The sequence below is a fragment of the Thermococcus litoralis DSM 5473 genome, assembly GCF_000246985.2.
In the GTDB taxonomy this organism is placed as follows: Archaea; Methanobacteriota_B; Thermococci; order Thermococcales; family Thermococcaceae; genus Thermococcus_A; species Thermococcus_A litoralis.
The window spans coordinates 530,861-548,727 of sequence record NC_022084.1 but is presented as its reverse complement, the minus strand read 5'-3'; the positions used below and the strand labels follow the sequence as shown (position 1 = coordinate 548,727).

Genomic DNA, 17,867 nt, shown 5'->3' with positions numbered 1-17,867 from the left:
TAACCTCTTTTTTCGGTGAGAAAAATGCAAATAAAAATTCTTGAAAAAAGGGACAATGCAATCCGCTTCATTTTAGAGGGGGTTGACATTGCATTTGCAAATGCACTGAGAAGAACGATAATAGGGGAAGTTCCAACTTTTGCTGTTGATGAAGTGGAATTCTACGAGAACGATTCTGCCCTTTTTGATGAGATTATTGCTCACAGACTGGCACTAATTCCTTTAACAACACCATCGGACAGATTTGAGCTAGATGCCTTGGAGTTAGATGACTACACCGTTACATTGGGTCTGGAAGCGGAAGGTCCCGCCATAATTTATTCGGGGGATTTAAAGAGCGATGATCCAGATGTAAAACCCGTAACTCCCGATATTCCAATAGTCAAACTAGCGGAAGGCCAGAGGCTTGTTTTTAACGCATATGCGAAGCTTGGTAGAGGAAAAGACCATGCGAAATGGCAGCCCGGCTTTGCATACTACAAATATCTCACAAAAATGCATGTAAGCAAAGAGGTCCCCAACTGGGAGAAAATTAAAGAGCTCGCAGCTAGAAAGAAGCTCCCCATCGAAGAAAACGAGAACGAGCTTATCATAACCACTCTAACGAGCTTCTATTTGCCGAGAGAATTTGATCCGTATTTAGGAGATAAAATTAAGGAAGAAGTAGTGCCAAATACGTTCGTCTTTACGGTAGAAAGCAATGGAGAACTGCCCGTTGAGGAAATAGTAGCTTTAGCGCTCAAAATTTTAATGAGAAAGAGCGATAAATTTATAAACGAGCTTCATAAATTAGCCGAATAGCGCGGGGGTTGCCGAGCCTGGCCAAAGGCGCGGGATTTAGGGTCCCGTCCCGTAGGGGTTCCGGGGTTCAAATCCCCGCCCCCGCACCATAATGATCACCCCGTCCCTCGGTGCGAGAAATAAAAGGAGGAATGCTTATGAAGAGGACTGGTCCAACTGATATTAACCTGAGAAGGCTCATTCGCTATCTGAGAAAGAAGTCCAACGAGGAGAACGTTAAAATATGGAAAGATATAGCCTGGCGCTTAGAAAGGCCGAGAAGGCAGAGGGCTGAAGTAAACATTGGCAGGATAAACAGATATACCAAGGAAGGAGATATGGTAATAGTCCCAGGAAGTGTTCTTGGAGCTGGAAACTTGGATCATAAGGTCATAGTTGCTGCATGGAAGTTCAGTGAAAAGGCAAAAGAAAAGATTATTCAAGCAGGTGGGGAGGCAATAACAATCGAAGAGCTTGTAGAGAGAAATCCAAAGGGTAGTGGAGTAATCATAATGGAGTGATGGGCCATGAGGATTATTAATGCTGATGGTTTAATACTCGGAAGGCTCGCTTCAAAAGTTGCCAAAATGCTCCTTGAAGGAGAAGAAGTGGTTATCGTTAACGCTGAAAAGGCAATCATCACCGGAAACAGGGAGTTCATCTTTGAGAAGTACAAGCAGAGAACAGAACTAAGAACAAGAACAAACCCAAGAAAAGGACCCTTCTATCCAAAAAGAAGCGACGAAATAGTTAGAAGAACCATTAGGGGCATGCTTCCATGGAAAACTGACAGAGGAAGGAAAGCCTTTAAGAGACTAAAGGTCTACGCTGGAATTCCAAAAGAGTTTGAAGACAAAGAGTTGGAGACAATTGCTGAAGCTCATATGTCAAGACTTAAAACCCCCAAATATGTAACTGTTGGAGAGGTTGCCAAATTCCTTGGTGGAAAGTTCTGAGGTGATGATAATGAGGATAATCCAAACTGCAGGAAAGAGAAAAACTGCTATCGCGAGAGCTACCATAAGAGAAGGTAAAGGGAGAGTTAGGATCAACAGCAAGCCCGTTGAGATTATTGAGCCAGAAATAGCCCGTTTCACAATAATGGAGCCACTTGTTTTGGCTGGAGAGGAGATAGTTAGCAAAGTAGACATTGACGTCAAAGTCGAAGGCGGAGGTTTCATGGGGCAGGCCGAGGCTGCGAGGGTTGCAATAGCAAGGGCATTGGTAGAATGGACCGGCGACATGAACCTCAAAGAAAAGTTTATGAAGTATGACAGGACTATGCTTGTTGGCGACTCAAGAAGAACAGAACCACACAAGCCAAATCGCTCTACAAAGGGTCCAAGGGCAAAGAGACAAAAGAGTTACCGTTGATTTCCTTCAAACTTTCCTTAAAATTTAAAAACCAAAAAGGTGATTCGCTTGATAGTTCCCGTGAGATGTTTCACCTGCGGAAAGGTGATTGGGGATAAGTATTACATCTTTAAAGAGCGTGTTGAAAAAGGGGAAGACCCCGAAAAAGTACTCGATGAGCTTGGACTTGAGAGATACTGCTGCAGGAGAATGCTCCTCAGCCACGTTGAATTGATAGATGAGATAATGCACTACAGAGTATATTGAAAAAACCACATTTCTTTGGAGGGGCCGTGGGGTAGCTTGGTCTATCCTNCCGGCTTNGGGNGCCGGAGACCCGGGTTCAAATCCCGGCGGCCCCACCAAAATTTGCATGGGTGAGTAAGATGTTTAGATACACAAGATTTGAGAAGGCTCGTATAATAGGAGCAAGGGCACTGCAGATAGCCATGGGGGCTCCTGTGTTAATTGACGTACCAGAAGGAGCCACACCGTTAGAAGCTGCGATAATGGAGTTTGAGAAGGGTATAATCCCAATAACAGTCATAAGGCCGAGTTGATGTGGGATGACAATAATCGAGAACATAGTCGGCAGAATTTCAATCCTCAAGGGTGGAAAGTATTCAATTGAAGTTGACGTTATAACAAGCTCTGGATTTGGTAGATTTGCTGCCCCCATAGATGAGAATCCCTCTCTCTACATAGTAGAAGCCCATAGAGCGGTTAGTGAAGTCGATGAGATAATTGGACCGGAGCTTATTGGATTTGACTCCCAAGAGCAAGAGCTCATAGACAGTTATCTTTGGGAAATAGATGGGACTGAGAATCTAAGCCACATAGGGGCGAACACTGCTTTGGCTGTTTCAGTTGCTGTGGCAAAAGCAGCTTCAAACGCCAAAAATATTCCTCTTTACAGCTACATAGGGGGAACGTTCACTACAGAGCTTCCAGTCCCAATATTGAGATTTGCGGAGGATGAAACCTTTGAGTACCTTGTCTTGGTTAAGGATCTAATGGAAATCTCGGATGTAGTAGATGCAATGGCAAAAATAAAGGAGCATGTAAAGAGCATTAACCTTCAAGAGCTCTCAAGAGCTTCAGAGATAGCCGGAGACGAACTTGGTCTTGAGGTCTCTCTTGGAATAGTACAAAAGAAGGAAATGGATATCGAAGAAGTCCTCCAGAAAGTTGAGGATCACAACATCTCCTATATCAAGCCCTTAGGCGAAGAAGAGCTCTTCCTTGAACTTATAGCAGGAACACATGGAGTGTTTGTTGACGGGGAGTACCTCTTCAGAACAAAAGACATCTTGGATAGAAGGTATTACAACGCACTTTCAATTAAGCCGATTAACTTAGGCACTCTCACAGACCTTTATAATCTGGTTAATGATGTTAAATCCGAAAGAATAACTCCAATTTTGGCAGAGGCGAAGTATGAATCGGCTGATGATGCTTTAGCCCATTTAGCAGTGGGACTTAAGTGTCCCGCTATAATGCTCCATGAGAATTCCGTTGTTAAAATAAACGAACTTATTAGGATAGCGGAAGATTTGGGTGAAAGAGGAAGAATAATAACGTTTGAGGGGTGAAGAAAATGGAAGAGTATTTGGTTCCACTCGACCAATATTTGGCCGCGGGTGTTCACATTGGAACACAACAAAAAACAAAGGATATGAAGCGCTTCATATACAGGGTTAGGCAAGATGGTCTATACGTGCTCGATGTCAGGAAAACAGACGAGAGACTCAGGGCTGCAGGAAAGTTCTTGGCAAAGTTTGATCCAGATAAGATATTAGCGGTAAGTGTAAGGCTCTACGGCCAAAAGCCAGTCAAGAAGTTTGGAGAAGTTACTGGAGCAAGGGCAATACCCGGAAGATTTTTACCCGGAACAATGACAAACCCACAGGTTAAGAACTTTTTTGAGCCCGATGTTTTGATAGTAACAGACCCAAGAGCAGACCATCAAGCAATGAAAGAAGCAATAGAGATTGGAATCCCAATAGTGGCTCTTGTCGATACAGAGAACCTTTTGAGCAATGTGGACTTGGCAATTCCAACGAACAACAAAGGAAGAAAGGCTTTGGCTCTAATTTACTGGATACTTGCAAGAGAAGTCCTCTTTAACAGAGGGGACATCAACAGCAGAGAAGACTTCAAAGTCCCTGTGGAAGAGTTTGAGATGAAAATAATCAGAGGATGAAGTCTATTCTCTCAGATTTCTTCTCTTTTCTCCTTAAAGTATATTAACCCGAATAAACATAAGGGTTTTTGGTGAGCTAGATGGAGCTAGATGAGGTAATATTTAACAGGATGTCCGTGAGATATTACGAAGAGAGAAGCGTAGAAGAAGAAAAGCTAGAAGACCTAATAAAATCTGCAATAAGGGCTCCTACTGCAAGTGGTCTTGAAAACTGGTTGTTTGTAGTTTATAAAGACGAAAACATCAGAAAGCGAATTCATGAGATAATGTACGAAGCTCATGCGGAGTATTACCGTGCATACGGCTTACCTGAAGAAAAAATAGAAAAACTAAAGGCAAAGATATTTGAAAAAGGAATGTACAAAGCTCCGGTTTATGTAGGAGTTTTTGTTGATAAAGAAACGCGCTTCTTAAAAGGAAAAGAATACGAGGAAATTGAATTCCTTTGGAGTGTTGAAAGTGCTGCAATGGCGATAGAGAACCTTATGCTCAAGGCAGTGGAACTTGGCTTGGGAACGTGTTACATAGGAGTTACTAGCTTGGAGAAATACCAGAGGGAGCTTAGAGAAATAGCGGAACTTGGCGAGAATTGGTACCTTGTAGGGTTAGTCCCCGTAGGGTATCCTGCTGAAAAAATAACTCCCAGGCCAAGGAGAAAATCCCTAGAAAAAATCCTTAAAATAATTTAAATCCGGTGAATGAAGATGCTAAATGCCATAATAGTCAGATACGGTGAGATAGGTACAAAATCCCCAAAAACGAGAAGATGGTTTGAGAACATTTTAATCAACAATATAAAAGAAGCTTTAGTGAGTGAGGGTATAAAGTACAAGAACGTCTTTGCAAAGCACGGCAGAATCATAGTAAAGACAAACAAGGCTGAAGAGGGTGTGGAGGTTCTTAAAAGGGTTTTTGGTATAGTCTCACTTTCACCTTCTGCCGAGATAGATGCAGAGCTTGAGAAGATATATAAAACTTCTCTAAAACTTTTTAGGAGGAAGCTGAGGGCACTTGGAGTGGAAGAGCCGAAGTTCAGAGTAACCGCAAGGAGGATAACCAAGGAGTTTCCCCTTAAAAGCCAAGAGCTGGCTGCTAAAGTTGGTGAGTACATACTGAAAAACGAAGATTGCAAAGTAGATTTAAAGAACTATGATATCGAGGTTGGCATCGAGCTAATGGAAGGAAAAGCCTATGTTTATGTTGATAAAGTCCAAGGGTTTGGTGGTCTTCCAGTAGGAACCCAAGGGAAGGTTGTGGCTCTTTTAAGTGGGGGTATAGATTCGCCGGTTGCTGCTTTTCTGATGATGAAGCGAGGATGTGAAGTGATCCCTGTCCACATTTACATGGGAGAGAAGACCCTTGAGAAGGTCAGGAAAATCTGGAACCAGCTCAAGAAATATCACTATGGGGGCAAAAGTGACCTAATAGTTATTAAACCACAGGAAAGGGAGAAAGTTATTCAAACGCTAAAGCAGCTTAAAAAAGAAAACTATACATGTGTTTTCTGCAAGTACATGATGGTCAAAAAAGCTGACAAGATTGCAAGGGAATTTGGGGCAAAAGGAATCGTTATAGGAGACTCCCTAGGCCAGGTGGCATCCCAAACACTGGAGAACATGTACATAGTAAGCCAAGCAAGCGATCTGCCAATCTACAGGCCATTGGTAGGGCTGGATAAAGAGGAAATTGTGGAGATTGCTAAAAGCATTGGAACCTTTGAACTCTCTATACTTCCGGAAGATGAGATACCATTTATCCCAAAGCATCCAGTGATAAGGGGTTCTTGGGGGGAGTTCAAAAAGCTGTACAAAGCAGTCTTCGGTGAAGAACCGAGAAAAAGGGGATGTCAATGAAAAGGTGGGTAAGAATTTTGGGGCTTTTCTTTCCGTTTCTTACTTTTGGTGGAATCTTTATTGCAATTTACTTAAATCCTTGGTTTTCTTTAACTGAAAATGCCCTCAGCGATATGGGGTCTATTAAAAACCCTATAGGGCATGTTTTTAATTCTCTCCTCGTTCTTCTCGGCTTGCTAGGCCTTGTATTTGGGGTTGAGATGCTAAAGGAGAAGAGAGTTACCGTGCTTTTTCCTCTCGGAATGATTTCCTTGCTGCTTGTGGGAATTTTTCCCGAAGAGTATAAGCCCCATTCGTTTTTTGCACTGTCCTTTTACATTTTGCTCTTTGCGGACATCTTTATCTGTGGTTTAAAGAGAGTGAGAAAAAAGAAATCTGCTCTAATATGGCTTCTTGGTAGTCCGATAGTTTTTATGGTGATGGTTTACCTCACTAGGGTATTTGAGGGACTCGCTATTCCGGAGCTTGTAGGGGCACTCTTCATAAACGCCTGGATAGTCCACCTAACCCTGGAGGTGGAACAATGAAGGCTGTTGCACTCTTAAGCTCGGGAATAGATTCACCTGTGGCCATATACCTAATGCTCAGAAAAGGCTTTACGATCTATCCGATTCACTTCAAGCAGAGTGAGATCAATTATCAAAAGGTTAGAAGAATCTGGCAGAGGCTTAAGGAACTTTTTCCAGAGAGCTTGGAGGAGCTAATCGTCGTTGATGTTTTTGAATACCAGAAACCTGTCTTTGATAAATTGGTGGAGCTGAAAAAAGGAAAGTGGATATGTGTTTTTTGTAAATTCACCATGTTCATGAAGGCCACTGAAATAGCAAAAGAAAAAGGGGCAATGGCAATAATCACAGGAGATTCCCTCGGCCAGGTTGCTTCTCAAACACTGGATAATCTTCTGATAATAAGCCTTGCAACAGATTTGCCGATATTCAGGCCCCTTATAGGGCTGGACAAAATAGAGATAGAAAGAATCGCAAAGGAAATAGGGACGTTTGAGATAAGCATAGAGCCTGAGGAAGGCTGTAATTTTGTACCGAAGCACCCGGTAATAAGGGGAACCCTTGGTGAGTTTAAGAAGATTTACCGGGAAGTGCTTGGCAAGGAATGTTAAATATACATTTTTGTGTAAGATTGCCGCAAACGAAACATTTATAATGCGCGATTGGGATGCTACCATGGTGATCAAAAGTGAACGTGTTTAACAGTGCAGTTGAACTCTTTGAAAAGTTTAAACCTACCCCCCTGCTTAAGCTTTCCCTTTCTGATGAGAGGGGGGATGTATTTTGCCAAACTGGAATTCTTTAACCCATTCAGCAGAAGCATAAAAGATAGGGCTGTTTTTAATCTTATTATGAAGGCTATGGAGCGGGGAGACATTAACGGCACGAGGAGGCTTTTTGAGGCAACCTCAGGAAATGTTGGCATAGCTATGGCAGCCATGTCAAACCTCTTTGGCATTGAATTCAGGGCTTATCTTCCAAAACCTACTCCCAACACAACCCAGACTCTGCTGAGAGTTCTTGGTGCCGAGGTAGTAAAAACCGAATTTGAAACTATTGATCCAAAGATGATAGAGTTCATCAAAAAAGAAGCAGAAAAGGCAAATGCAGTAAATCTAAACCAGTTTGAGAATGATGACAACTTTGAAGCCCACTACAAATACACTGCAAGGGAGATTGATGAGCAGCTTAAAAGCATAGGACAGAAACCAGATGTAATCGTTGCTGGAATCGGGACTTCAGGACATATAGCAGGGATAGCAAAATACTTCAAGGAGCGCTATGATACGAAGATTGTTGGAGTTGTTCCAGCTGAGGGTGAGAAGATTCCTGGGATAAAGAGACTTGAAACAAAGCCGAAGTGGTTTTTTAAAGTGGAAATTGATAAAGTGATGGAGATAACCCAGAGGGAAGCAATTGAAGGCTCTATACAAGTGGCCAGAAGAGATGGTCTTTTAATAGGGCTAAGTTCAGGTGCAGTGGTCAAGGCCTTTGAGAGAATTCGCGACAAATATCCGGGAACGGCAGTCTTAATTTTTCCGGACGATGGGTTTAAATATGTTGAGGCATTTGAGAGATACTTGAGTGAGGGCCGATGAAAGTTGCTGTGTACCTGCTGTTTCTCCAATCATTTTTCCTTTTGTATTACTCAGCCAGCGCTTTTGGAAGCGAAAGGTATATGTTGCTTATTTTTGGCCTTCTGAACTTTCTCCTTGCCTGGGGAATAGTTAAGGATGAAAGAAGAGCTATAAAGATAACAATCGCATACAAGGGTGTGGATTTTTTCTTTGCACTCTTAATGCTGATGGGAGGAGCGATTTTTCAATCATTAAACGCCGCAATAGATTTGGCAATACTTCATGATTTGATCGGGCTTTTTGGTAAAAAAGAAGAGCCTACGGAAGAAAGCTGAATTTCCTATGCTTCAAAACCTCTTCTAAACTCGGCACGCTCCAGGCTCCGCGTTTTGTAGTTGAGAGCGCAGCCACCAGGTTTGCAAAGCTTCCCAACTCTTTTAGCTCTTCTTTGGAGAACTCCAGTATGTCAAGCTTGCCCATGTAGAAAAGAGATGCTAATAGGGCTGCCATGAAGGCATCTCCGGCTCCAGTGGTATCTACAGGCTCAACTTTAAACGAAGGCACATCAACCCTTATGTCTTTGTGGATAATTGTACTTCCTTCAGCTCCTCTTGTTATCGCAACAAGAGCAAAGTTGAAGTCCTCAAGGGCTATTCCATTTTTGTTGAGGTACTCCAGCTCTCCATCTCCAATTTTTACTATATCTGCGAGCTTAAGGGCTTCTTCTATGTCTTTGAGCATTTCTTTCTCTCTTCCTCTCCACAAATCGAGTCTGATATTAACATCATAGCTGATGGGAACTTTTCCTTTGACCGCTCTAAGAACCTCGAACACTGTTGACCTGCTTGGTTCTCTCGCAAAGAGGACACTTCCAAAATGTAAAAGCTCAGCATCTCTCATAAAATCCCATTGTATCTCTTCCTTCCTTAGGTTAAAGTAAGCCACACCATCGTACAGTATAAACTCGGGCTTTGCTCCTATAAGCTGGACAAAGACTATTCCTGTATGTTTGTTAGTGTCCTTTATTATGTATTTTGTTTCAACTCTCTCTTTTTTGAGTTCTTCTATAAGAAATTCACCAAAAGGGTCGTCACCGACTTTGCTTATCAGTGCACTTTTTGCCCCAAGCCTTCTCAGACCAACTACAACATTCGCTGGAGCGCCCCCAGGATGCTTTTCAAATTCTCTAACGTCTTTTAGTTTTCCCTCTTCTTTTGCGATAAAGTCTATTAGAATTTCTCCTATTGCGTATATCATTCCAATCCCCCAAGGAGTATTGTTTAGGAGACTTAAAGTTTTACTTTAGGGATGTTTGTACTTAAAGTAAATAAATAGCATGCTTATAGTTGAGCTATAGGTTCCATATAAAAACAGCAACTAGCATTTCGTTTAGGATGTGCATAGCATCATAATTGTCGAAAATTCTAAGCTCTTTCATCCGCAAAATATATATACTTTTAGTATATACAAAGGAATCGAGGTGCCCCTATATGAATGTCAAGAAGGTACTGCTTGGTTTGTTTTTAGTTGGAGTTTTGGGGATTGCAGTAGTGGCAAGTGGGTGCATTGGTGGCCAACAGACATCAACAGTGACTTCGACTCCTACCGAAACTAGTTTGCAAGGAAAGATAGTATTTGCTGTAGGAGGAGCTCCAAATGAAATAGAATACTGGAAAGGTGTTATAGCTGAATTTGAGAAGAAATATCCTGGGGTCACTGTTGAGCTAAAAAGGCAAGCTACTGACACTGAACAAAGGAGACTTGACTTAGTAAATGCTTTAAGAGGAAAGTCTTCTGATCCAGACGTATTTTTGATGGATGTTGCTTGGCTTGGTCAATTTATAGCCTCTGGGTGGCTTGAACCTCTTGATGACTATGTACAGAAGGACAACTATGACCTGAGTGTATTTTTCCAGAGTGTAATTAACTTGGCAGACAAGCAGGGTGGGAAGCTATATGCTCTTCCAGTATATATTGATGCAGGGTTGTTGTATTATAGGAAAGACCTACTAGAAAAGTATGGCTATAGCAAACCCCCAGAAACTTGGCAAGAACTTGTTGAAATGGCTCAAAAAATACAAAGTGGTGAGAGAGAGACTAACCCGAATTTCTGGGGATTTGTATGGCAGGGAAAGCAGTATGAAAGTTTGGTTTGTGATTTTGTAGAATACGTATACAGCAATGGAGGATCCCTAGGTGAATTCAAAGACGGAAAGTGGGTGCCAACTCTAAATAAACCTGAAAATGTTGAGGCACTTCAGTTTATGGTGGATCTAATTCACAAATATAAGATTTCTCCACCAAACACATATACTGAAATGACAGAAGAGCCAGTTAGATTAATGTTCCAACAGGGCAATGCTGCATTCGAGAGAAATTGGCCATACGCGTGGGGACTACACAATGCTGATGATTCACCTGTTAAAGGGAAGGTTGGAGTAGCACCACTTCCGCACTTTCCAGGTCATAAGAGTGCAGCTACACTTGGAGGATGGCACATTGGGATAAGCAAGTACTCAGATAACAAAGCATTAGCTTGGGAATTTGTCAAATTTGTGGAAAGCTACAGTGTGCAAAAAGGCTTCGCAATGAATCTCGGATGGAATCCTGGAAGAGTAGATGTTTACGATGATCCTGCTGTTGTTAGTAAATCCCCTCACCTAAAGGAACTTAGAGCAGTTTTTGAGAACGCAGTGCCAAGGCCGATAGTTCCTTATTATCCGCAGTTGAGTGAGATAATTCAAAAGTATGTTAATTCAGCACTAGCTGGCAAAATATCCCCACAAGAAGCATTGGACAAGGCTCAAAAAGAGGCAGAGGAATTAGTTAAACAATACAGCTGATTTTTGTTTTTTACTTCTTAACACAAATGGAGGGGAAGATAATGGATAATAACCTCACTTCCAAACTCAAGTATAGGGAAGCAAAACTTGGTTATTTAATGATACTCCCTCTTCTGACAGTAGTTTTAGTGTTCATAATCTTACCTGTTATGGGAACCTTTTGGATTAGCCTTCATAGGGATGTGACCTTTATTCCTGAAAAACCGTTTGTTGGACTGAGAAATTATTTACGCGTGTTATCTGCTCGAGAATTCTGGTATTCTACTTTTGTTACAGTATCTTTCTCGTTTGTTAGTGTTTCTCTAGAAACAATATTGGGATTAAGTTTTGCGCTAATATTGAATGAAAGACTCAAAGGGAGAGGGGTATTAAGAGCTATAGTTTTGATTCCCTGGGCAGTTCCAACAATCATCTCCGCGAGAACTTGGGAACTCATGTATAATTATAGCTATGGTCTTTTTAATTGGATATTGTCTATTCTTGGAGTAAGTCCAGTAAATTGGCTTGGGACTCCAATAAGTGCTTTTTTTGCTATCGTAATTGCTGATGTTTGGAAAACAACACCTTTTATGACTCTTTTACTGTTGGCAGGTTTGCAAGCCATTCCACAAGACTTGTATGAAGCAGCCTTGATAGATGGTGCGAGCATGTTCGAGAGGTTTAAGAGTATTACTTTGCCTTTATTAAAACCGGTTTTGATTGTAGCACTTATATTGAGAACTATTGATGCATTGAGGGTGTTTGATATAATCTATGTACTTACTGGTGGAGGCCCAGGAGGTGCTACCACGTCAATTTCTCTCTTAGCTTTCAACTATTACAATCTTGGAGACTACGGAATTGGCTCTGCAATCTCGATTTTAACCTTTGTTCTAGTATTGTCGTTTACAATAGTGTACTTAAAAGTAGGAAGATTCAGGAGGGATTGAAATGAGAGAGGAAGTTCTAAAAAGAATATTACTAATTATCGGGGCCATATTAATGGCAATAATCTGTCTGTTTCCGTTTATATGGATGATTGTTGTTTCCTTTGCAGAGGATCCAACGTTCTTAGGATCTCCGCTTGTAGAGTATAAATCTACTCTTGAGAATTATGTGAGGGTTTTAAGTGATCCTACCTTGCATTTCCCAGCTTATTTAAAGAACAGTATAATTATAGCCAGCCTTGTAACTCTTACAACTGTCAGTATTTCTTCTCTTGCTGCATATGCAGTTTCAAGAATAGAGTTCAAAGGGAGATTACTGATCCCAATATTTGTGCTGGGACTCTCTATGTTTCCTCAGATAAGTCTAGTTGGTTATTTATTCAAGTTTATAGAAAAGTTAGGATGGGTGAACACCTATCAAGCCCTATATTTCCCTTATGTTGCCTGGACGCTTCCTCTTTCATTGTGGATTCTTCTAAGCTACTTTTCTCAACTTCCAAAAGATTTGGATGAAGCTGCAATGATTGATGGAGCATCCCGAATAAAGACTCTAACTACGATAATACTTCCTTTATCTGCTCCTGCTTTGTTTTCAACAGCATTATTAGTGTTCATTGCAGCATTTAATGAATTTATGTTTGCTTTGTTATTTACCACCGATCACAGGGCAAGAACAGTCCCTGTAGGTATAGCACTTTTCCAAGGAGTTCATGGTGAAATTCCATGGGGAAGCGTGATGGCAGCGTCGGTAATCTCTACGATCCCGCTTGTAATAATGGCATTGCTTTTCCAGAAATACATTGTTAGTGGTTTAACTGCTGGGGCACTAAAAGGAGAGTGATAGAATGTATGAGGTAACGAAGTTTGGTGGAGAAGGTAAAAGGCTTGAGGACTACAGGGAAATAATAGGAGATGAAGCTCTGGAAGCTATTAAAGCTAAGGCAGAAAATCTGAAAGATAAGAGTTTTGTTCACGTAAACTCCACATCTTTTGGTGGAGGAGTTGCTGAAATTCTGCACAACCTCGTCCCTCTGATGAGGGATGTCGGAATAGACGCAAGATGGTTTGTAATTGAGGGGACAAATGAATTTTTCAATGTTACAAAGAGTTTTCACAATGCTCTCCAGGGAAACAAGGAGCTTAGGTTAACTGAGGAAATGAAAAAGCTTTATTTAGAGATAAACAAAAAGAACGCAGAAGACATTGACCTGACCCAATTTGACTACGTCTTGATACACGATCCTCAACCGGCACCGCTTATAGAGTTTTATGAGAAAAGGCAGCCTTGGATTTGGAGATGCCATATAGATCTAAGTGATCCAAACTTGGAGTTTTGGAAGTTTCTGAGGCAGTTTGTCGAGAAATATGACAGATATATCTTCCACATGGAAGAATACGTTCAAGAGGATCTAAACCAAGAGAAAGTCGTTATAATGCCTCCCTCTATTGATCCTCTCAGTGAAAAGAACATGGAGCTAAGTGAAAGTGAAATCTTAAAAACCTTAGAAAGGTTTGATGTAGATCCAGAGAGACCGATAATCACGCAGGTAGCTCGTTTTGACCCATGGAAAGGAGTCTTCGATGTAATTGACGTTTACAGAAAAGTCAAGGAGAAGATACCAGAAGTTCAGCTCCTGCTAGTTGGTGTAATGGCGCATGATGACCCAGAAGGCTGGATATACTTTGAGAAAACCTTAAGAAAAATCGGAGAAGATTACGACATCAAAGTGCTTACAAACCTTACTGGAGTTCACGCAAGAGAGGTAAATGCCTTCCAGAGGGCAAGCGATGTGATTCTCCAGATGTCCATTAGGGAAGGATTCGGGTTGACCGTTACCGAAGCAATGTGGAAAGAAAAGCCAGTGGTAGGCAGAGCTGTGGGAGGAATAAAACTCCAGATAGTGGATGGAAAAACAGGTTTCCTGGTGAAGGATGTTAACGATGCCATTGAGAAAACGCTTTATCTCCTCGAGCACAAAGATGTAGCACAGGAAATGGGCAAAAACGCCAAAGAAAGGATTAAAGAGAATTTCATAATAACAAAGCATCTTGAGAGGTATCTTGATTTACTAAATTCTTTTTAAACCTCCTTCCAATATATTTTTAGGTGACAGTAATGGAGATTCCCCCAGAAATTTCACATGCTTTGAGTGAGATTGGATTTACAAAGTATGAAATCCTCACTTACTGGACTCTCTTGGTTTATGGGCCCAGTACTGCGAAGGAAATATCCACAAAAAGCGGGATTCCATACAACAGGGTCTATGATACAATATCCTCCTTAAAACTTAGAGGATTTGTGACTGAAATTGAAGGGACACCAAAGGTATACGCTGCCTACTCACCAAGAATAGCATTTTTCAGGTTCAAAAAAGAACTCGAAGACATAATGAAAAAGCTCGAAATTGAGCTTAATAATGTAAAAAAGGAAGAACAGAGACCTGCAATATGGAGGAGCAGGAGTTTTGACGAAGCCATTGAGATGTTCAGAGAGTCACTCTATTCAGCTAAAAATGAGGTTATAGTAGTTACTCCAAGCGAATTCTTTGAAACAATAAGAGAAGATTTGATCAAAACTCTCGAGAGAGGTGTAACGGTGTCCCTCTATATCGACAAAATCCCGGATCTATCAGAGTTCAAAGGGAAAGGGAATTTCTTTGTTAGGCAGTTCTACAAGCTGAACCACTTAATAGGCATGACTGATGGAAAAGAGGTAGTCACAATTCAGAATGCCACTTTTGACTCTATTGGACCTCCTTCATTTAAGTCCACTTATCCTGAGATAATATTCTCCCAATACAGTCTCATAATAGAAATTTTCAAGGAATCCACACTCGAAAAAGAGATTATCGGCAATCCAAAAGATATTAGATTCTTCGCTATGTTTCATGCAGTAGACTTTGTTAAAAATCACTTAAAAAACAGAAACATCTATGCTGAGATAACTGGAAAAAACTTGGAGTCAGGCAGATTAGAAACCCTTACCGGAAGGGTTGTAGGATACACACTCTCTCTCAGGGAAGCCGTTAACAATATCCATCTCGAAACTGAAAACGGGGTTGTAAAGGTTGGAGGCATGTTTGCGGTTATTGAAGATTATGAAAGTACTGAAATAAAATTCATTATGGGGTGATTTTTATGGCTGGTGTTAGGCTTGTAGATGTTTGGAAGGTGTTTGGGGAGGTTACTGCTGTTAGGGAGTTGAGTTTGGAGGTTAAGGATGGGGAGTTTATGATTCTTTTGGGCCCGAGTGGTTGTGGGAANACAACAACGCTCAGGATGATTGCTGGGCTGGAGGAGCCGAGTAGGGGGCAGATTTACATTGGTGATAGGCTGGTTGCTGACCCGGAGAAGGGAATTTTCGTCCCGCCGAAGGATAGGGATATTGCGATGGTTTTTCAGAGTTATGCGTTGTACCCGCATATGACTGTTTATGATAATATTGCTTTTCCGTTGAAGCTCAGGAAGGTTCCGAGGCAGGAGATTGACCAGCGTGTTAGGGAGGTTGCTGAGCTCCTCGGTTTGACGGAGCTTTTGAATAGGAAGCCGAGGGAATTAAGCGGTGGGCAGAGGCAGCGTGTTGCGTTGGGTAGGGCGATTGTTAGGAAGCCGCAGGTGTTTTTGATGGATGAGCCTTTGAGTAATTTGGATGCTAAGTTGAGGGTTAGGATGCGTGCTGAACTGAAGAAGTTGCAGAGGCAGCTTGGTGTGACGACGATTTACGTAACCCACGATCAGGTTGAGGCTATGACGATGGGTGATAGGATTGCTGTGATGAATCGGGGTGTTTTGCAACAAGTGGGTTCGCCGGATGAGGTTTATGATAAGCCTGCGAATACTTTTGTGGCTGGTTTTATTGGAAGCCCGCCGATGAATTTTCTTGATGCTATTGTTACTGAGGATGGGTTTGTGGATTTTGGGGAGTTTAGGTTGAAGCTTCTTCCGGATCAGTTTGAGGTTTTGGGGGAGTTGGGTTATGTTGGTAGGGAGGTAATCTTTGGTATTCGTCCGGAGGATTTGTATGATGCGATGTTTGCTCAGGTGAGGGTTCCTGGGGAGAATTTGGTTAGGGCTGTGGTTGAGATTGTGGAGAATTTGGGTAGTGAGAGGATTGTGCATTTGCGTGTTGGTGGTGTGACTTTTGTCGGCTCCTTTAGGTCGGAGTCTAGGGTTAGGGAGGGTGTGGAGGTTGATGTTGTGTTTGATATGAAGAAGATTCACATCTTCGACAAAACCACAGGAAAAGCAATATTCTAGGCCTCTTCTCCTCCCTTAAATTTTAAAAACAATTCATGCATAACAAATGCCAAGGTGGTGTTGTGTGCTAGCCGTTATAACTTTCACAGATCCAAGGAAAACTGCCCTTTCAGTAGAGAGGGAAAAAGCCCTGTTGGAAAAACATAAAAACCTTATAAAGGAACTGAAGTCCTCTAACCTCGAAGTTTTTGACGTTAATGAGGCTCTTGGGAAATATGAAGCCCTCGAAAGGGGAGAAAACTTTGGAGTTGATGATAAAGAGGAAGTCCTTAAAGCTTCCAGATTGATAGGCTCCAGAGATATAAGTGGAATTATCTTGGGCCTGTGGCACTGGACGGAGAGCAATCTTGTAACGTTGCTGGCAAAGGAAACCAACAAACCTCTGCTTCTCTATGCCGACGATGATCCAGCTTGGGCTGGGAGTACATGTATAACCTCTGTTGGAGCTTCCCTATGGGAAAGCTCCGTAAACTATCATGCCCTACACCATGTAAGGCTTAAGGGAGATGTAGAGAAAGTAAAAGCATGGGCAAGGGCTGCAGAGGCTGTATCGAAGCTATCCAAAAAATCCTTACTTCTCTGGGGAGCTCCTTATACACTTGGAATGGAGCATTTAATGGACGACCTTCCAAGATTAAAAAGGTTTATAGGGGACTTCTTGATCCTCGATCAGTACACAATAATCAAGAGAGCAGATTCAATGATTAGTGATGAAAAAGAGCGTATTCGTGTTGAGGAGTTCTTTGACTGGCTGAATGAGAAGGCAAAGGTTAATTATGACAATAAAATGCTAACTCCGGAGGTTTTAAGGAGACAGATAGCCATATACCTCGCCGCAAAGGATATCTGGAAGGAATATGAACAAGAAACGGTAGCTGTTTCGATTAAATGCCAGCCGGAGCTTAGTGAGATATATGGAGTGACCGCATGTCTAATCCCAGCTCTCTTCCCGTTTAATGCCGATGCAAAAGGAGAAAAACCTGTTGTGCCAGCTACATGTGAAGGAGACGTGAAAGGGACTATAAGCTCTGCTTTACTCTTTTATTTGAGTGGAAAACCCCCGCTTTTTGGTGACATAAAGTACGTTGACGATGAGCTTGTACTGATAGCAAACTGCGGTGCCTCATCCCTTTACTATGCAAAGCTCAGCGAAAACCCCGAAGAAAACCTCAAGGAAACAACCATACAAGGCCAATGCCAAGGAAAAAGCGGAGGAGCATTAACATATAGAACTCCACCAACTAAGCTCACCGTTGCAAGGCTTATAAGAAAAGGAGGAGAGTACTACCTCCTATACTTCCTTGCAGAGGGGGTTGAGATCACTGAAGAAATCGAATCCAAGCTAAAATGGGGCAAACAATGGCCTCATACAGCAATAAGGAATCCCCTCGACAAGGAGAAGTTCCTAAATATAATGGGGGCAAATCATCTCTCAGCAGTTCCTGGAGATTTCACGGAGGAAATTGAGTTCGTAGCAAGAATGTGGGGTATCAAAGCGGTAAATCTGAGAAAGAAGGAAGAAGTTGAGAATTTTTTGACTTCTCTTTAATCTCAATTCTTTGGAGGTTG

The 17,867-nt window shown here is 41.8% G+C and carries 22 protein-coding genes and 2 tRNA genes; 23 read left to right on the top strand and 1 reads right to left on the bottom strand.

Annotation, left to right across the window (positions count from 1 at the left end; translation table 11 throughout):
* Positions 1–15: 15 nt before the first annotated feature.
* The 16 genes from OCC_RS03030 to OCC_RS02955 all read left to right on the top strand — a co-directional run bounded on the left by OCC_RS03030 (position 16) and on the right by OCC_RS02955 (position 8,607).
* A complete protein-coding gene (locus tag OCC_RS03030) occupies positions 16–801 on the top strand; it encodes a DNA-directed RNA polymerase subunit D (RefSeq protein ID WP_171814832.1) in 786 nt (261 codons plus the stop codon).
* A gap of 1 nt (position 802) precedes the next feature.
* Positions 803–890: transfer RNA gene (locus tag OCC_RS03025), tRNA-Leu, on the top strand.
* 48 nt (positions 891–938) lie between these two features.
* On the top strand, positions 939–1,301 hold the full coding sequence (locus OCC_RS03020; protein WP_004068751.1) for a 50S ribosomal protein L18e: 363 nt from the start codon (positions 939–941) through the stop codon (positions 1,299–1,301).
* 6 nt (positions 1,302–1,307) lie between these two features.
* Positions 1,308–1,736 (top strand): 50S ribosomal protein L13, encoded by a 429-nt coding sequence (gene rplM / locus OCC_RS03015; RefSeq protein WP_004068749.1) that lies wholly within the window; start codon positions 1,308–1,310, stop codon positions 1,734–1,736.
* 10 nt (positions 1,737–1,746) lie between these two features.
* On the top strand, positions 1,747–2,154 hold the full coding sequence (locus OCC_RS03010) for a 30S ribosomal protein S9 (protein ID WP_004068747.1): 408 nt from the start codon (positions 1,747–1,749) through the stop codon (positions 2,152–2,154).
* A 48-nt stretch (positions 2,155–2,202) separates the two neighbouring features.
* Complete coding sequence (locus OCC_RS03005) at positions 2,203–2,400, top strand: DNA-directed RNA polymerase subunit N (RefSeq protein ID WP_004068745.1); 198 nt, start codon at positions 2,203–2,205, stop codon at positions 2,398–2,400.
* Between the two features lie 20 nt (positions 2,401–2,420).
* Positions 2,421–2,498: transfer RNA gene (locus tag OCC_RS03000), tRNA-Pro, on the top strand.
* A 21-nt stretch (positions 2,499–2,519) separates the two neighbouring features.
* A complete protein-coding gene (locus tag OCC_RS02995; protein ID WP_004068743.1) occupies positions 2,520–2,693 on the top strand; it encodes a DNA-directed RNA polymerase subunit K in 174 nt (57 codons plus the stop codon).
* A 6-nt stretch (positions 2,694–2,699) separates the two neighbouring features.
* Positions 2,700–3,725: a hypothetical protein gene (locus tag OCC_RS02990; RefSeq protein ID WP_004068741.1), complete on the top strand. Its 1,026-nt coding sequence runs from the start codon at positions 2,700–2,702 to the stop codon at positions 3,723–3,725.
* Between the two features lie 5 nt (positions 3,726–3,730).
* The gene (gene rpsB / locus OCC_RS02985; protein WP_004068740.1) at positions 3,731–4,336 is read left to right on the top strand and encodes a 30S ribosomal protein S2; all 606 of its coding nucleotides are present in this window, start codon (positions 3,731–3,733) and stop codon (positions 4,334–4,336) included.
* An 80-nt stretch (positions 4,337–4,416) separates the two neighbouring features.
* On the top strand, positions 4,417–5,025 hold the full coding sequence (locus OCC_RS02980) for a nitroreductase family protein (protein WP_004068738.1): 609 nt from the start codon (positions 4,417–4,419) through the stop codon (positions 5,023–5,025).
* 15 nt (positions 5,026–5,040) lie between these two features.
* On the top strand, positions 5,041–6,189 hold the full coding sequence (gene thiI, locus OCC_RS02975) for a tRNA uracil 4-sulfurtransferase ThiI (protein ID WP_004068736.1): 1,149 nt from the start codon (positions 5,041–5,043) through the stop codon (positions 6,187–6,189).
* A complete protein-coding gene (locus OCC_RS02970; protein ID WP_004068735.1) occupies positions 6,186–6,716 on the top strand; it encodes a DUF998 domain-containing protein in 531 nt (176 codons plus the stop codon). Before thiI ends, OCC_RS02970 begins: the two co-directional genes overlap by 4 nt.
* Positions 6,713–7,306: an adenine nucleotide alpha hydrolase family protein gene (locus tag OCC_RS02965; RefSeq protein WP_004068733.1), complete on the top strand. Its 594-nt coding sequence runs from the start codon at positions 6,713–6,715 to the stop codon at positions 7,304–7,306. Before OCC_RS02970 ends, OCC_RS02965 begins: the two co-directional genes overlap by 4 nt.
* 165 nt (positions 7,307–7,471) lie before the next feature.
* On the top strand, positions 7,472–8,293 hold the full coding sequence (locus OCC_RS02960) for a cysteine synthase family protein (RefSeq protein WP_004068729.1): 822 nt from the start codon (positions 7,472–7,474) through the stop codon (positions 8,291–8,293).
* Complete coding sequence (locus tag OCC_RS02955; protein ID WP_004068727.1) at positions 8,290–8,607, top strand: hypothetical protein; 318 nt, start codon at positions 8,290–8,292, stop codon at positions 8,605–8,607. Before OCC_RS02960 ends, OCC_RS02955 begins: the two co-directional genes overlap by 4 nt.
* Here the strand turns inward: OCC_RS02955 and OCC_RS02950 are convergent.
* Complete coding sequence (locus OCC_RS02950) at positions 8,591–9,529, bottom strand: carbohydrate kinase family protein (protein ID WP_004068726.1); 939 nt, start codon at positions 9,527–9,529, stop codon at positions 8,591–8,593. The genes OCC_RS02955 and OCC_RS02950 overlap by 17 nt on opposite strands.
* Before the next feature lie 233 nt (positions 9,530–9,762).
* Between OCC_RS02950 and malE the strand changes: the two genes are divergently transcribed.
* From malE to OCC_RS02915, 7 genes are all read left to right on the top strand, one after another.
* Positions 9,763–11,115, top strand: a complete 1,353-nt coding sequence (malE, locus tag OCC_RS02945) for a trehalose/maltose ABC transporter substrate-binding protein MalE (RefSeq protein WP_004068724.1) — start codon at positions 9,763–9,765, stop codon at positions 11,113–11,115.
* Positions 11,116–11,156: 41 nt separating this feature from the next.
* The gene (malF, locus tag OCC_RS02940; RefSeq protein WP_004068722.1) at positions 11,157–12,044 is read left to right on the top strand and encodes a trehalose/maltose ABC transporter permease MalF; all 888 of its coding nucleotides are present in this window, start codon (positions 11,157–11,159) and stop codon (positions 12,042–12,044) included.
* 1 nt (position 12,045) lies between these two features.
* Positions 12,046–12,882: a trehalose/maltose ABC transporter permease MalG gene (gene malG, locus OCC_RS02935; protein WP_004068721.1), complete on the top strand. Its 837-nt coding sequence runs from the start codon at positions 12,046–12,048 to the stop codon at positions 12,880–12,882.
* A 4-nt stretch (positions 12,883–12,886) separates the two neighbouring features.
* On the top strand, positions 12,887–14,125 hold the full coding sequence (treT, locus tag OCC_RS02930) for a trehalose synthase (RefSeq protein WP_004068720.1): 1,239 nt from the start codon (positions 12,887–12,889) through the stop codon (positions 14,123–14,125).
* 32 nt (positions 14,126–14,157) lie between these two features.
* Positions 14,158–15,174 (top strand): HTH-type sugar-sensing transcriptional regulator TrmB, encoded by a 1,017-nt coding sequence (trmB, locus tag OCC_RS02925; protein WP_004068718.1) that lies wholly within the window; start codon positions 14,158–14,160, stop codon positions 15,172–15,174.
* Positions 15,175–15,179: 5 nt separating this feature from the next.
* On the top strand, positions 15,180–16,298 hold the full coding sequence (locus OCC_RS02920) for an ABC transporter ATP-binding protein (RefSeq protein WP_020953628.1): 1,119 nt from the start codon (positions 15,180–15,182) through the stop codon (positions 16,296–16,298).
* A 64-nt stretch (positions 16,299–16,362) separates the two neighbouring features.
* Complete coding sequence (locus OCC_RS02915; protein WP_004068230.1) at positions 16,363–17,847, top strand: L-fucose/L-arabinose isomerase family protein; 1,485 nt, start codon at positions 16,363–16,365, stop codon at positions 17,845–17,847.
* Positions 17,848–17,867 lie beyond the last annotated feature (20 nt).

What these genes read in the sequence shown, in the direction of transcription:
- OCC_RS03020 (WP_004068751.1), top strand. Translation starts at nt 939, where the DNA reads ATGAAGAGGACTGGTCCAACTGATATTAACCTGAGAAGGCTCATTCGC.
- rpsB (WP_004068740.1), top strand. Translation starts at nt 3,731, where the DNA reads ATGGAAGAGTATTTGGTTCCACTCGACCAATATTTGGCCGCGGGTGTT.
- OCC_RS02980 (WP_004068738.1), top strand. Translation starts at nt 4,417, where the DNA reads ATGGAGCTAGATGAGGTAATATTTAACAGGATGTCCGTGAGATATTAC.
- trmB (WP_004068718.1), top strand. Translation starts at nt 14,158, where the DNA reads ATGGAGATTCCCCCAGAAATTTCACATGCTTTGAGTGAGATTGGATTT.
- OCC_RS02950 (WP_004068726.1), bottom strand. Translation starts at nt 9,529, where the DNA reads ATGATATACGCAATAGGAGAAATTCTAATAGACTTTATCGCAAAAGAA.
- OCC_RS02995 (WP_004068743.1), top strand. Translation starts at nt 2,520, where the DNA reads ATGTTTAGATACACAAGATTTGAGAAGGCTCGTATAATAGGAGCAAGG.
- malE (WP_004068724.1), top strand. Translation starts at nt 9,763, where the DNA reads ATGAATGTCAAGAAGGTACTGCTTGGTTTGTTTTTAGTTGGAGTTTTG.
- malF (WP_004068722.1), top strand. Translation starts at nt 11,157, where the DNA reads ATGGATAATAACCTCACTTCCAAACTCAAGTATAGGGAAGCAAAACTT.
- treT (WP_004068720.1), top strand. Translation starts at nt 12,887, where the DNA reads ATGTATGAGGTAACGAAGTTTGGTGGAGAAGGTAAAAGGCTTGAGGAC.
- OCC_RS02960 (WP_004068729.1), top strand. Translation starts at nt 7,472, where the DNA reads ATGTATTTTGCCAAACTGGAATTCTTTAACCCATTCAGCAGAAGCATA.
- OCC_RS02955 (WP_004068727.1), top strand. Translation starts at nt 8,290, where the DNA reads ATGAAAGTTGCTGTGTACCTGCTGTTTCTCCAATCATTTTTCCTTTTG.
- malG (WP_004068721.1), top strand. Translation starts at nt 12,046, where the DNA reads ATGAGAGAGGAAGTTCTAAAAAGAATATTACTAATTATCGGGGCCATA.
- rplM (WP_004068749.1), top strand. Translation starts at nt 1,308, where the DNA reads ATGAGGATTATTAATGCTGATGGTTTAATACTCGGAAGGCTCGCTTCA.
- OCC_RS02970 (WP_004068735.1), top strand. Translation starts at nt 6,186, where the DNA reads ATGAAAAGGTGGGTAAGAATTTTGGGGCTTTTCTTTCCGTTTCTTACT.
- OCC_RS02965 (WP_004068733.1), top strand. Translation starts at nt 6,713, where the DNA reads ATGAAGGCTGTTGCACTCTTAAGCTCGGGAATAGATTCACCTGTGGCC.
- OCC_RS03010 (WP_004068747.1), top strand. Translation starts at nt 1,747, where the DNA reads ATGAGGATAATCCAAACTGCAGGAAAGAGAAAAACTGCTATCGCGAGA.
- OCC_RS02990 (WP_004068741.1), top strand. Translation starts at nt 2,700, where the DNA reads ATGACAATAATCGAGAACATAGTCGGCAGAATTTCAATCCTCAAGGGT.
- thiI (WP_004068736.1), top strand. Translation starts at nt 5,041, where the DNA reads ATGCTAAATGCCATAATAGTCAGATACGGTGAGATAGGTACAAAATCC.